Raw genomic sequence first — 13,189 nt, 5'->3', positions numbered from 1 at the left:
AGCGTCGCTGAGGAGAAGGCGTTAACGCCCCCGTGTTTTAGGCTCCTTAGAACCTCGCGGTGGCCTACTGTTCTTAGCTCTCGGTTCTGTATCAATCGCTCCTTTTTCCCGCTACATCCTCCTTTATTAGCGAAGCCACGTCGAGAAGACGCCTCTCAAGGCCTTCATAAACGTTTATATTCGTAGTAAATATATTATAATTTATGATAAAAATTAGGAGGAACTCAGAGAGCACAGGAAACCCACAGTACTTGTACGTGGACGACGGGGAGTACTTGAGGCCCCTCCACGCGGTTGCCAGGACCCGGTCAAGGGACCTATTTTACGAATACTACTTCTTCGACGACGGGGACTTAAAGGGCAAGAAAGTAGTGGAGTTCTCGTTCTCAAACATGGGCTTCGTATATGCAAAGGTATACTCCAGCGAGGACTTCAACGAGGAGGGAGCGCCAAAGCCCATGAGCGGTAAGAAGGCTGATCCCAGACAGTTCTGCAACAGAGTGTACGTGGAAGACACCACGGTTAGGAGCCTCACCGAGTACTACTTCAAGTACATGCCCATGGCGGACTACGTGAAGCGAGTTTTCGAGGACAAGGCAGTCCTCATGGGTAAGGGAAAAAGGATCATAGAGTCCATAGAGACTGGGTGCCCTATAGGTTGCGTTATACAATATAAGGGTAGCGAGACTTGCTTGAGCGTAGTGAAGAGGTGGGTGTTCAGCTTATGGCTGGCGTCGCTTATTATGGAAGCGGTGGGCTCTGACAGGATAATTTCCCAGTTCGGTGGAAGGCCTTGCGTTTGGGTCGAGCAGAACAGGAAGGAGCCTAACTTGAGCTTTTCCTCACCCTTTGGTGAGTTCTCTGTATGGATAGAGCCACCCCTCTACTTAACTAGGCCCAGTCTCCTCGTGGTGAAAGAAGGAGTTTCCTTGAACATGAGCATAGGCAGGGGAGTCGTAGTACATAACATAGACGTGGCGGACAGCCTAGACAAGATCATGGGGTTGTTTAAGCCCAAGGCCCTCATTGCCGTCTCCTTGGGCGACATCCCGAAGGACGTGGGGATAGGAAATCTGACAGTGAAGAATGAGGAGGGCGTGAAAGAGTTCAAGGTGATCGTCAGCGAAGCACTAAAGAGCCTTAACGACTCGTCTTAGAGAAACGAAATACCTTTATTCACAAAAGGCTAAATAATACCATGGGCTCTGTTTCAAGGCTCACCATAACTGTGTTAAGCGACAATTTCTCCTCTACCATAATCCCGCCGTTGTTGGGGGAGTGGGGGTTCTCAGCATACGTCGAGACGGAGAAGGTGAAGGTGCTTTACGACGTCGGTAACTCCGGGATCCCCGTTCTGAGGAACACCGAACAGCTGGGAATAGACCTCTCGAAGGTGGACTACATAGTTCTCAGCCACGGCCACTTGGACCACACTGGGGGACTAGCAAACGAGGAGCTCAGGGAAAAGATAAGAGGAAAGATTGTAGTTGCACATCCCAGTATTTTCGAGAGGAAGTTCTTGAACTGGAGGAACAAGCTCGAGTACATAGGAATCCCCCTCTCTAAGGAGGAGATGGAAAGGGAGTTCAGACTACTCCCAACAAGGGAGCCACTGGAGATAGCGGAAGGCGTTTACTTCAGTGGAGAAGTGAAGAACTACGGCTTCCCCAGGTACAACAAGGGGCTTTTCAAGTCCAGCGACGACAGGCTTGCCCTTGACGAGCTCAGAGATGACGTAGCCCTTTACGTGAACGTAGCGGGAAAGGGAGTTGTGGCAATAACCGGCTGTGGACACTCGGGGGTCTTGAACATCGCCAGACACGCTATTGAGGTGACGAAGGCAGATAAGGTGCACGCTATTGTGGGTGGGCTCCACCTCCTTTCCTCAACTAAGGAAGAAGTAGAAAGGGTCATGGCCTCGCTTAACGTGGAGAAGATAGCCCCAGCACACTGCAGTGGGAACTTGGCGAAGGTACTGGCGGGCGAAAGGTACCTCGACGCAGGAGTGGGCACCACGCTGAGGTTCTAGAGCCCGTTGAAGAACTCCCTAGCCCTCCTTATGCCCTCCACTATCCCATTTTCAGCACCCTGTCCCCACCTCTCCTGGAACACAAGCTCCTCAAGGGGGATCCTCGTAAGCCACCCTTTCTCCTCCAGTTCTGGTTTGTCGCGGAACTCCGTGATGTACCCCATGGTCAAATAGGCCACTAGCTCCACGTGCTTTGGTATTCCCAGGATCTCCTTCACGTCTTCCTTTCTGAAGAAGCTTACCCATCCTACTCCTATGCCCTCAGCCGTCGCAGACAGCCACAAGTTCTCGATAGCTAGAACAGTACTGTACTGGCAGAGCTCTGGCATTGTCGTTCTCCCCAGAACTACGGGCCCGAACCTCGTTGGGTCGCACGTTACTGCCAAGTTTAAGGGAGTGTCCAGTATGGCCTCAACTTTTATCTTGTCGAACACCTTCTTCCTGTCCTCAGGGAGCATCTCCCTGAACCTCTCCCTCTCCTTTTCCACCAACGCCTTCACCTTTTTTCTGGTCTCCACGTCCCTAATCACGATAAAGTTCCATGGCTGTGAGTAACCGACTGACGGAGCCAAGTGGGCCGAGTACAAGACCTTAGCCAGAACTTCGTCCGGTATTGGGTCTTTCCTGTAATAGCTCCTTACGTCCCTTCTCTTCTTGATGACCTCGTAGATGTCCATATTCTTGGATAGAGTGTCCAGATATTAACTTTACGATTCCATTGCTACCAAGAAAGAACACCGTCACGATCTGGGAAATTACCAGACTTCTTACACGTCGGGAGAGACCCTAAAAAATATCACTGACGCAAACCCTTTAGCTCAACTTTATATGTACCCCTAAAAGAGATATATCTAATGCCCGAGGAGTATGACCTCAAGTACGCCCGTAGAGCCCTCCTTATCCTAGCCCCAATAGCCATTGCAGTAATGTACACTGAGGGAATGTTGATACCGTCGCTCCCTACCATAGCTCAAGACTTCAACGTAAACTCAGCTACAGTGAGTTGGGTGCTAACAGCGTACTTAATAAGCGGAGTAGTTGCCAACCCGATACTAGGTAAGTTGGGCGACATATACGGAAAAAAGAGGATCTTGGTCTATGTCATGGTTCTCTACACTGTGGCAGTCTCCCTTAACGGCTTTGCCCCCAACTTCCCGCTCTTCGTCTTGTTCAGGACGATACAAGGTATTGGGTTAGGGATGTTCCCATTAGCGTTTAGCCTTATTAGGGAGGAGTTTCCCCCAAACCTAGTGCCAAGGGCACAAGGAATAGTGAGCGCCATGTTCGGGATAGGCTCCGCAATAAGCCTGCCAATAGGAGGAACTGTGGCCCAAGACATAGGTTGGCAGTACAACTACCATTTAGTGATACCATTTGTAGTGCTATTGACTTTCCTAACGTACAAGTACGTAAGGGAGAGCAGGTACGTTAACCCAAACACCAAGATAGACTTCGTGGGCACCGGTCTGCTAGGCGCCTCGTTGGCCCTGATGACGTTGGCGTTCTCTGAGGCTCCCACGTGGGGCTGGACCTCACCTGACTTCGCGATTACCATGGGGCTTGGATTGGCCCTGTTCGTTGCCTTCACAGCTTACGAGACCAGGATACAGTATCCCTTGATATCCTTGGGGTTATTGAGGGAGAAAAACGTGTTTGCTGCAAACCTCGCCGCGTTTGTGGCGGGGTTCGGGATATTCATGGCTTATCAAGCAATAACATATCTGCTGGAATTGCCAAACCCCACTGGTTTTGGGCTGGACATCCTCAGTACTGGGATAACCATGTTGCCCGTTGCCCTAACGCAGATGGTAGGGGCGCTCTTTGCCTCGAGGCTCATAGTCAACTCGGGGACCAAGTTTGTAATAGTACTCTCCTCCCTTTTTCTGGGAGCGTTTTACTTGGTCCTCTCCTTTGCGTCTGGTGGCGGCAGTTCCATGGGGCTTGCCACCCTCGAGGTGTTGGCGTCTTTAGCAACCCTCGGAGCGGCGATGCTCAACGTTGTGCTCATAAACATTTTGACCTTCTCGGTGGAGAGAAGGGTACTTGGAGTGGCCACTGGGATGAATACCGTATTTAGGCTGATGGGTGGTGCCTTTGGCCCGTCAATTGCAGGCTCGTTGCTCTCCACATACTACACCAGTATTGTGATCCCTGTCCAGATGGGAGAATACCAGACGTACATGGTGTACCAGTTGCCCTCCGACCTAGCCTTCCAGTTGACCTTCCTGTTATCTGGGATCGCTGGATTGATGATGGCAGTTATAGGGGATATGACTAGGGACATAAGGATCAAGGGCATAAGGATAAACCAGTGAATCTTAGTTCAATAAGGATTTACGCGAGCTTTTAACTTGAGCCACCTAACTTGTTTATGGACAAGTATCTCCTCGGCCTCTTGGGAGAGGCAGGAGCTACCGGACTAGCCAAGGCGTTTTACTTGAGGTTCAAGGACGAGAGGTTAAGGAAGGCGTACTTACAGGAGATGTCGCACTGGGAGTTCTTCAGGAAGTATAAGAGGTCGCCTTTGGAGAGACCGGTCTACATTGCCCTCCTAGCCTTCGGCTTGGTCGTTTCCCTCTTCGGGATGGGCGTCACTAGGAAGGTGATAAGGAAGGTAGAGACGGGAGCTATAGACTTCTACGTTAAGAACTTCCCCGACGACCCTAAGGTGAAGAAGATCCTTGAGGAAGAGAGGGAACACATGGAAATCTAATCCGGGAAAAACAATTAATACATAGGGAAGTTTTTCTATATAATGGTCACTGCTGTTATTGTTGCCGAGAACCTCGCGAGGGTCTTTGGCAGGAGGGAAGTGATTAACGTCACCTTCAGAGTAGAGAAAGGGTCAATAACAGGTTTTATAGGGCCCAACGGCGCCGGCAAGACCACTACCATAAAGGTCATCGCAGGGCTCTTGCGGAAGTCAGGAGGAAAAGTAGAGGTGCTTGGGGAGGATCCCTGGAACAACCCAAGGCTTTACGAGAGGTTCTCCGTGGTCTTCACCACTATCCACCACCCGCAGGAGGCAAAGGTCAAGGAGTACCTCTACGACATTGGAAGGATATACGGTAAGGACCCAAGGGATGTCATAGAGGAATTCAACTTGGGCCCCCACCTCAACAAGAGGCTCAACCAGCTCTCCTCGGGGCTGGCCCAGAGGGTACAGCTGGCCTCAGCCCTCTTGAAGGAACCCGAGCTCATAGTCGCAGACGAACCTACGGCCAACCTGGACCCAAGCGCTAGGATGGAGTTCTACGAGGCAGTGAAGAGGCTAAACAGGAGGGAGGTGACGTTCTTCATCTCTTCCCACATACTCTCCGAGCTGGAGAAGGTCATCACCCACGCCGTCTTCATAAACGAGGGAAGGATCACTTTTGCGGGTAGAATAAACGACGCAATGGCAGGAGAGGAGGAAGAGGTTTACCTGCTGGTCGACAACCCGGAGAAAGCGATAAAGGTCATTGGCCAAGGGGAGATGGAAGGGGGATACTTGAAGGTAAGGGGGAGGATGAGGGAGATAGTCGACAAGTTAGACGACGCAGGGGTAAACGTAATAAACGTGAGGAGGTACTCCTTGGATGAGGCGTTCAAGAGGTTTTCAAGTGTTTAACATGGTCTTTAAGGAGAGGTACAGGGAGCCCACGCTAGAGCTTGTACTGCCAACTATGTTGGTATCAAACGTCTTCTTGAGTGCCTTCTACGAGAGGGGAGGGTTCTCCCTCTTGGGGGTTGTGCTGTCCATGGTCCCGGTGATCAGTGTCTCCGAGACCTTGGCCTTCTCCCTAGGCCTTAGGAACGTGATCTTTGTCACGGGAGATCATCTGTACAAGGAGAGCATAATCTCCTTCCTTACGACCCCCGTGAGGAGGGAGGAGCTCTTCGCGTTCATCTATTTCTCTGACGTGGTGGTGCCCATACTGCTCTGGGCCTTTACTACTGCCCTCTACTCCCTTCTCTCTGGCGTCCCAGTCCCACCCCTGTTGGCTTTCACCTTCGTAGTTGGATATTTCTTCGCCGAAAACCTAGTCCTACTGCTCACCTTGATATTCAGGAGCCCAGGAGTGTCCACCTTGATGTCCATCTTCGTCCTTGGTGGGGTCTTCGTGTTCGGCGGTGCTGGGGAGTACTTTTACGCCCTCCAAGGAGAGTACGGGAAGATCTTTGCTCTTTCCTTCACCAACCCGTTTGTACCTTGGATAATAACCGCCTTAGGCAAGGACCTCTACCAGCAGGTGGAGGTAGGGGTAGCCGTGGACGGGTTGGTAGCGGTATTGGCTTTCGTGCTTTCCTTCCTTAAGTTCAGGGGGTTAGAGGTATGAAGGGGAGTTTAGCCTTTGCCTTTGGCATTGCCCTCCTCTCCTTGGGTTTAGCCTCCATTAACGCTCACGTGATGAACACGCAAGTCCTGTCAAAGGAACTGTCCTTAAACGTTCCTCCAACTGTCTATGGGGAACTTGAGCTTATAGAGAACGCCACTAACGTCTCCGCCTACGTCGAGGTAGTACATAACGGGGAAAAGTCGATAGTGAAGCTGGACTCCGTGATCCCATTGACGCCCGGGGAATGGGTCATATTACCTTACCAGGAACTGTACTCCATGAACGTAACCAAAGTTATAAACGTCACAGAGTCCTTGAGTTGCGGTAACGTCACTGTCCAGAAAGTGATCCACGAGGAGAAGCTAGTCGAGTCCAGGAACGCTACCTACCCCATCTACGTGAAGATGTCCGTCACGAGGATGAACCTAGTGGAGAATCCCAGTTTAGTGGAGGCGTTGGGGTTGGTGCTCACAGTCCTAGGGCTGACCACAATGCTTTTTGAGAGGGCTAGGAGGCCTTAGCCCTTCCTCCTCAGCCCTAGCTTTAGCTTAATTGCCTCCTCTCTAAGCTGTTTTATCTCTGGAGACGTAGAGTACCTGCTCGCCCTGTCCAGATCCTTCACCGCCTCGTCTACGTACTTGGCGTCCCCTGTGGCCTTCCCAAGCTCTAGGTAGGCCTTTGCCCTAAGGGTCAAGTAGTCCGGGTTGTCCTTGGCTATCTGAAGGACCTCAGAGTACTCTGAGATGGCCTGCCTCAAGTAGTCCTCTGCCTTTACGGCAGAGAGCTGGCTTAGCTTGACCAGTACGTTTGCCTTTCCAACGTGGTAGAATGGGTACATGGGGTTGTTCCAGACCGCCTCGTCGAACTCCTTCACGGCCTCCGACAGGGCGTTCTCAATTTCCCCTTGTGGTAGTACCTCTGACAGGAGTAGGAGGGCGTTGCCCCTGGCGTTGTGGTAGTCTGAGGATATGGGGTTCTTGGCTATGGCCTTGTCTAGCTCAGCTAAGGCGACCTCAAGGTCTTTCCTCGCCTGCTCCACTTTTCCCAGTTGTTTTCTCACCATTGCCATCTCCATTAAGGTAACTGCATTAGCGTAGCTCAAGTCTGGGTCATTCGTGGACGTCTTCTCGTACTCCTCAACGACCTTGGAGAGGAGCCTCTCTGTCTCCTCCAGGTCTCCGGAAAGGGCCTTGGACTCGGCGAGGAAGGACACGACGTTGGTCAAGTTTACTCTATAGCTGGGCTCCTCCGGCTCCATGAGTATTGCCTTTGAGAACTCCCTTATCGCCTCCTCGAGAAGGAGGGCAACGTCGTCGCCCTTATTCCTCCTGAGCCTGGCCATTTCCGCAAGGGCGGTGCCCCTGCCGTTGTGGAAGACCCCTTTATCAGAGTGCTTCAAGGCGACTTCGAACTCCCTTAGTGCCTCTTCCAGGGATTCCATCGCCTTTTCCTCGTCGGTCAAGGAGTAGGCCCTTGCTAGGTTTAGGTAAGCTACGCCCTTGTTGTAGTGGTACTTCGGGCTGTCCTCTTCCTTTATTGCCTCGTCTAGTTCCAAGAGGGCCCTCTTTAGGGATTGCTCTGCCTCAGTAACTTCCCCCAGCTTTACCTTCTTTTCGCCGTCGTTGATCAGGGAAACTGCCCTTAAGTTGTGATCCTCTCCTCCCATGAGTGATACGTATAAGACTAGTGTACCCAAGTAAAAAGTCTTGTCATCTGACCTTACGTGTGTTATACTTCAGCAAATTTAGCTTAAATTATCAACTATTAGATCACGTAATAATATCGAGATAACATAGAACTAAGAACCAGATATTCTGATAATTAAGGATATAAAGTATGGTAAAAATAAGTTCTAATTTAGAAGATCTAGTATCTTTTAGATTGAAATACTTACGTAAATACACTTGAGAAAAGTTGGCAAACTAATGTTTGATTCTTATACACAATTATGAGTAAAGAACAGACAACTAGATTTTTCTATATTTTTTAATAGGATAACAATGTTAGCGGTGTAGATATCTTGGATACCATTTATTAGCCACTATAATCTAAAAATACCTTCTAGTAATAACGTGAAAGACTAAAAATAACGTGAAAGACTAAAAACATGCCTTGTCTTAGAGCTCTAGGTATCCTATCCTGTACAGCTTCCCGTCTATGTCTACCATAAACCAGACTACTGTGTAGCCGTGGGTAGGAAGGGATATTATACTAACGGAATTAGAGGTCGTGTTGTAAAGCAAGGCGGGGCCAGAGTATATCTCTTTTCCAGAAGTGGAGTACACGGTTATCGAGGTCGACACACCGGAAGTGTAGTTTACCTCAACTGGAGTTCCCATTGAGGGGGTTATTAGGCTTAGGGACTCCGCTGTCGTCAAATTCTGTGGCACATTAAATGCGACTACGTAGATCAGCCTGCTGTACCCAGGAAGGTAGGGAACTACGATAGCCTCACCGTAGGATATCTGTTCCCTAATCTGGAGGGTCGACGCTAGGGCTTGAGCCTCCTTTATCTCGTTAGTTGTGGTAGCTTGGACTGCTACGTAACTGGAGATTAAGCCGAATAGTACTACACCTATTACGACAGTAGCGATGGCCAGTATGAACGTGGAGATCGCGCTCTCCATGTACTTTCACCCCTGCTGGGCTTGGACTGTTATAGGCTGCTGCACCGGTATGTAGAAAGTGGACGAGGCCAGGTAGCCGACATTGGTGTAGAACTCTATGGTTAGTTCCTCGTATTGCGGGTAGATTACGAACTGGTTCTCATTATTGATGCTTTCGTTGAAGGCGGAATACGCTTGTGGGTTGAAGAAATTGATCTGGAGCGGTACAGCTATCTGCACAGTTTCATTGACTAACCCGCTAGGAGGTATCAGAAGCGGACCATTGGGCAAGTTAAACTGGACATCTCCTAAGAAGTAGCCGGACTCCTGTCCAGTTTTACTCCCGGAGGACATCAGGAAGTCGAGTACAAACTGCTCCTTAAAGAAGAGGTATCCATAGTAGACCTTTAGAGAGTAGTTAGACGGGTTAGCTATAGCGAAGTTGAACCTGATAACTAGGGGCTCCTCAACCCACGGTTCCAAACCATTGTAGCTCTTAATGTAGCCATTATTCTCTGACGTGGAGTTGATGAACAAGGAGAGGGTGGCTGAATATCCAAAGGGTATGTAGTCTGGGGACATAGTAGCGTTTATGATCCCGCTAAACTCGGAAAAACCGGCGGCGGCAAACACGGAGTTCGTCTGAATTTCGAAAGGACCGTTGAATTCGCCCTCACCATACGGGTAAATGAAGTTGTTATTGTTACTTATCGTTATGGAGCCATTTAGGTAGCCAGAGATCATAGCAGTGACGTATTCCTCGCCTAAATATAAGCCAAAAGAATAGACTGGAACTTGAGAGTTTGTAAACGTTATGAGACCCTTCCCCTCAATGGAGGTCATGTTTGTAGCGTTTATCTCGTAGCTACCGCGATAAGTTAAAGTTGAATTTGTACCATTAGGAAAGATTTCTAGTATCTTATTACTTCCATTGAATACTAGTACTGTTTTATTGCTCAAGGTCACGTTACCTAAGAAGTCGGTTAGTGTCACATTGGAACCGTTGACTACTGCATTAACGTACCCCTTCACACTCACATTAATAGGAGTTTCGAAGAATGGTGCCGGTAGAGTTATCGAACCGTTGTAGGATCCATTAGGAGATATAATATTCTCGTATGGAGGAACCTGCCAGCTACCGTCCAACGTGCCGTTAAAGTAGTAAAGGGAAAAAGAAAGAGGATTGCTACTTATGACCCCTTGGTAATATCCCACGTAGTGGAATTCTCCATTCAAGCCCACTATCTCAGCACATGAAACAGTAAAGGAGTTGCCTATTTGTTTAGCCAAGTACACCAAGCTAACACCATCCTCCAACTTATTCGAGCTAATCCCAGGTATTTGGCTTAGTAGTACTAATTTTGGCTGTTGGACCACGATGAAGTTTTTGGGCTGTAAGTACACTATCCCTGCGGTCTCCTTGGCTAACGGCAAGGGTATGCTCTCATACGGAGTCACGGGGATTAAGTTCCCGAAGTTTGTCTCCACCATCAGCTCCTCGTAATCTGATCCTACATTAATTGCAGCTGCCTTAAACCCGTTAAAGGTGTGATCAGCGGTTGTCTCGTTTACCACCTCGTTTAACGACTTAACAACTACCCACCTAGCACCGTTGTACCCTAGGATTGTTTTAATCTCAAGAGGTGGGGAGGGCACCGCGTTCTGTAACAGTAATACGTACAAGATCCCTCCCTCCCGAGAGTAAACTAACCCGTAGTACACGGGGTGATTCGTCGCCAAGAAGCTTGCAGTGCTCAACTGTTCACTCGACTCTATTACAACCACTTCGTTCTTTTGGGACGTTGCTACGGAGTTAATTGCTTGGGCGTTGTCTGCTGCAGTCGACTGGGAGGAAGGAAGGGAGAGCACGAGATAAGTAAACGGAATGAGGACAGCTATGAGGATAATGAGAACGATCAACATTCCCACAACCGAACTAATACCTTCCCTCTTGGAGTGACCACTCCTCCAAGAACCCTTCAGTCCAACGTTCATATTGACACCTCCTTATATTTTTATGATCAAACTCTCTATATAAAAACTTTTTTTAAAAACCTATCACCCTTGTATTTATCGGGGTTTACCGCTTACGCCTTATTTCGGCATTTTACATTAAATAAATCTTATATATCTCAATTTTTCTAAACAAATAATCTAATGTATACTTTTTAAAAACTTATATCTTCTTCATGTTTATATCCTAGAGATTATCAAAAGCGAATAGGGAATAGAATATTCTTTATAAAAAGAAGACATAGTAGTTAAATTATTTTGAGCTATTTGCTTGTTCCTGCTTCTCTTTCTTTCCCTCGTCTAGGTCAGCAAGAACTAACAGTACGTCCATTCCGAAAAACCTCGTCTTAGCTATGGATGGCTCCTCAGCATAGATCACTCTACCGTCGTTGGTCTCTATGACAAGCCTTTTAGCGTCTATTTCCTCTGCGTTAATCCCCTTACTTTCCAGCAGGGAGGCTAGATTTATCTTCACGAACACCTACCCAAATATACTTCATCTTCAAGTATAAAAACGTTTTAAGCCTCTGCTAGTTCCTTCTTTTTGTAAATTACCAACGACGCGAGGGCGCCTAACGCCAAGTAGGCTAGGAATATCGCCACGCTTTCCGGAACTGTCGGATTGTAAGTGACGCTGTCTCCCGCCACGGGCACCGCATGCGGTGGATATGTGCTTTGGGCTAAGTTAGTGATCACCTCTAGGGCGTAAGTGACTAGGAAGAAGGGTTCCCTGTTTACGTCGCCCATGATCGACTGCACTAAGGGGAACGCTATAAGGAGGATAAATATGGATACCGTTATTGAGATCGTTGGGCTCTTCACCAACGCGCTGAAAAAAGAGACGAAGCAGACAAGGGAAACCACTGCCAGGATAGAGATCCCAATTATCTCGGACCACGTAGGTACCACGAACTTGTACAGGGCGTAAGTGGAGGCAAAGGAACCGGCCAAATAGGCTAAAGCTACCGCTATTGAGGCAAACGCCGAGGCTATGAGCTTCACCGCAAACACCTTCCACCTCTCAAAGGGTTGGGTGAGGATAAACAGCCCCTCCTTAGAGAAGTCCCTTGAGACGAGGTCTCCTGCAAACATGGAAGCAATTAGGATGAACAGTATCTCGGAATAACCCAGGTTCGCCTCCGTAAACAAGTAAGGGGAGGGGGGCTTAGAGACTACCTTGAAGACGACTAAGATTGTGTTGAGGAACGCCACGACCACTGAAAGGGGCAACATTATTTGGAACCTCCTCGTCCTTGCGTAAAACAACAGGTTATAGTAGAAGAGGTCTTTAACTCCCGCCATTAAAGACACCCAAAACCTTCACAAAGGCGCTCTCAAGCGAGGAGGTGGAGTCGTAGAAGCTCCTAACTTGAAAGTTGTCCACTAGGATCTTCAATATCTTCTGCCTCGTCTCTGAGTTTCCATCGAACTCGACCTCATACCTCCTGTCGCCGTCCTCCTTTATCGACTTGACAAGGCCGTTAAGTGTGGCCTTCAGCTCGTCGATTGATATATGGTACTCTAACTCTACCCTCAACGAGGTGGGCCTAAACATTCTCTCTAGGTTAGTTATTGTGCTTTTATAGACTATTTTACCCTTATTCATGATAAAGACGTAGTCGCATATGTCCACAACCTCCGACATGATGTGAGAAGAGTAGAGAATGATCTTGTCCCTCTTCAACTCCCTAATGACGCCCTTTACCTTGAAGATCTCAATGGGGTCTAGACCGTCAGTGGGTTCATCCAAAACTATTATGTCCGGGTCTTGGGCTATCAACGCTGCCAAGAACACCCTCCTTTTTTGTCCCTTGGAAAGCTTACCGCACCTCCTGTTTAGGTCGGGAAGGTCTAATTTCTCGTTTAGCTCGTTGAGCTTTGCCTTCCTTCCCCTCAGTTTTGCGGAGAACTCTATGAATTCCCCGACCTTCATGAAGTCCGGAGGCTCTGGGACGCTGACTAGGGCCCCCAAGTTCCCTAACGCCTTCTCCTTGTCCTTGAACGCGTCCTCTCCGTTGATCAGGACCTTTCCCTTGTCCGGGTAAATCAGAGTCGTCAGTATTCTGAAAAGGGTAGTCTTCCCTGCGCCATTTGGACCAAGGACCGCGTAACATCCAGATTTGTCAACAGTTAAGGAGACGCCGTCGAGGACAACGGACTTCCCAAGTCTTTTCGTCACGCTGTCTACCTCTACAGAGAAGGACATACCCTGTACTGTCACC

Annotated in this window: 14 protein-coding genes; 7 read left to right on the top strand and 7 right to left on the bottom strand. The window is 48.9% G+C overall.

Annotated elements, in window-relative coordinates; all coding sequences use genetic code 11:
• Nucleotides 1-203 precede the first annotated feature (203 nt).
• Both MPF33_02325 and MPF33_02320 read left to right on the top strand, forming a co-directional pair.
• Nucleotides 204-1,157: a hypothetical protein gene (locus MPF33_02325; protein MCI2414082.1), complete on the top strand. Its 954-nt coding sequence runs from the start codon at nt 204-206 to the stop codon at nt 1,155-1,157.
• Between the two features lie 41 nt (nt 1,158-1,198).
• A complete protein-coding gene (locus MPF33_02320) occupies nt 1,199-2,029 on the top strand; it encodes an MBL fold metallo-hydrolase (protein ID MCI2414081.1) in 831 nt (276 codons plus the stop codon).
• On the opposite strand, the gene bluB is transcribed toward MPF33_02320, so the two are convergent.
• On the bottom strand, nt 2,026-2,706 hold the full coding sequence (gene bluB, locus MPF33_02315; GenBank protein MCI2414080.1) for a 5,6-dimethylbenzimidazole synthase: 681 nt from the start codon (nt 2,704-2,706) through the stop codon (nt 2,026-2,028). The two genes, MPF33_02320 and bluB, sit on opposite strands and share 4 nt — an antisense overlap.
• A gap of 177 nt (nt 2,707-2,883) precedes the next feature.
• Here bluB and MPF33_02310 point away from each other — a divergent pair, with 177 nt between their 5' ends.
• Genes MPF33_02310 through MPF33_02290 form a run of 5 tightly spaced genes read left to right on the top strand, consistent with a single transcriptional unit; the run spans nt 2,884 to nt 6,869 of the window.
• Nucleotides 2,884-4,344: an MFS transporter gene (locus MPF33_02310; protein MCI2414079.1), complete on the top strand. Its 1,461-nt coding sequence runs from the start codon at nt 2,884-2,886 to the stop codon at nt 4,342-4,344.
• 56 nt (nt 4,345-4,400) lie between these two features.
• Nucleotides 4,401-4,742 carry a hypothetical protein gene (locus tag MPF33_02305; protein ID MCI2414078.1) on the top strand — a complete coding sequence of 114 codons (342 nt, stop codon included), beginning with the start codon at nt 4,401-4,403 and terminating at the stop codon, nt 4,740-4,742.
• A gap of 42 nt (nt 4,743-4,784) precedes the next feature.
• On the top strand, nt 4,785-5,639 hold the full coding sequence (locus MPF33_02300) for an ABC transporter ATP-binding protein (protein ID MCI2414077.1): 855 nt from the start codon (nt 4,785-4,787) through the stop codon (nt 5,637-5,639).
• Nucleotide 5,640: 1 nt separating this feature from the next.
• On the top strand, nt 5,641-6,348 hold the full coding sequence (locus tag MPF33_02295) for a hypothetical protein (protein MCI2414076.1): 708 nt from the start codon (nt 5,641-5,643) through the stop codon (nt 6,346-6,348).
• On the top strand, nt 6,345-6,869 hold the full coding sequence (locus MPF33_02290; GenBank protein MCI2414075.1) for a hypothetical protein: 525 nt from the start codon (nt 6,345-6,347) through the stop codon (nt 6,867-6,869). The genes MPF33_02295 and MPF33_02290 overlap by 4 nt, the downstream gene beginning before the upstream one ends.
• Here the strand turns inward: MPF33_02290 and MPF33_02285 are convergent.
• The 6 genes from MPF33_02285 to MPF33_02260 all read right to left on the bottom strand — a co-directional run bounded on the left by MPF33_02285 (nt 6,866) and on the right by MPF33_02260 (nt 13,173).
• Nucleotides 6,866-8,014, bottom strand: coding sequence for a hypothetical protein (locus tag MPF33_02285; GenBank protein MCI2414074.1), 1,149 nt, complete (start codon nt 8,012-8,014; stop codon nt 6,866-6,868). The two genes, MPF33_02290 and MPF33_02285, sit on opposite strands and share 4 nt — an antisense overlap.
• 451 nt (nt 8,015-8,465) lie before the next feature.
• Nucleotides 8,466-8,975 (bottom strand): hypothetical protein, encoded by a 510-nt coding sequence (locus MPF33_02280; GenBank protein ID MCI2414073.1) that lies wholly within the window; start codon nt 8,973-8,975, stop codon nt 8,466-8,468.
• Nucleotides 8,976-8,981: 6 nt separating this feature from the next.
• Nucleotides 8,982-10,949 carry a hypothetical protein gene (locus MPF33_02275; GenBank protein ID MCI2414072.1) on the bottom strand — a complete coding sequence of 656 codons (1,968 nt, stop codon included), beginning with the start codon at nt 10,947-10,949 and terminating at the stop codon, nt 8,982-8,984.
• 271 nt (nt 10,950-11,220) lie between these two features.
• Nucleotides 11,221-11,442, bottom strand: coding sequence for a hypothetical protein (locus tag MPF33_02270; protein ID MCI2414071.1), 222 nt, complete (start codon nt 11,440-11,442; stop codon nt 11,221-11,223).
• Between the two features lie 44 nt (nt 11,443-11,486).
• Nucleotides 11,487-12,269 (bottom strand): ABC transporter permease subunit, encoded by a 783-nt coding sequence (locus tag MPF33_02265; protein MCI2414070.1) that lies wholly within the window; start codon nt 12,267-12,269, stop codon nt 11,487-11,489.
• A complete protein-coding gene (locus tag MPF33_02260; protein MCI2414069.1) occupies nt 12,256-13,173 on the bottom strand; it encodes an ABC transporter ATP-binding protein in 918 nt (305 codons plus the stop codon). The genes MPF33_02265 and MPF33_02260 overlap by 14 nt, the downstream gene beginning before the upstream one ends.
• Nucleotides 13,174-13,189 lie beyond the last annotated feature (16 nt).

This window comes from Candidatus Aramenus sp. CH1 (assembly GCA_022678445.1).
GTDB lineage: Archaea > Thermoproteota > Thermoprotei_A > Sulfolobales > Sulfolobaceae > Aramenus.
The sequence above is the reverse complement of the archived record's forward strand: the minus strand, read 5'-3'. Positions and strand labels throughout refer to the sequence as shown.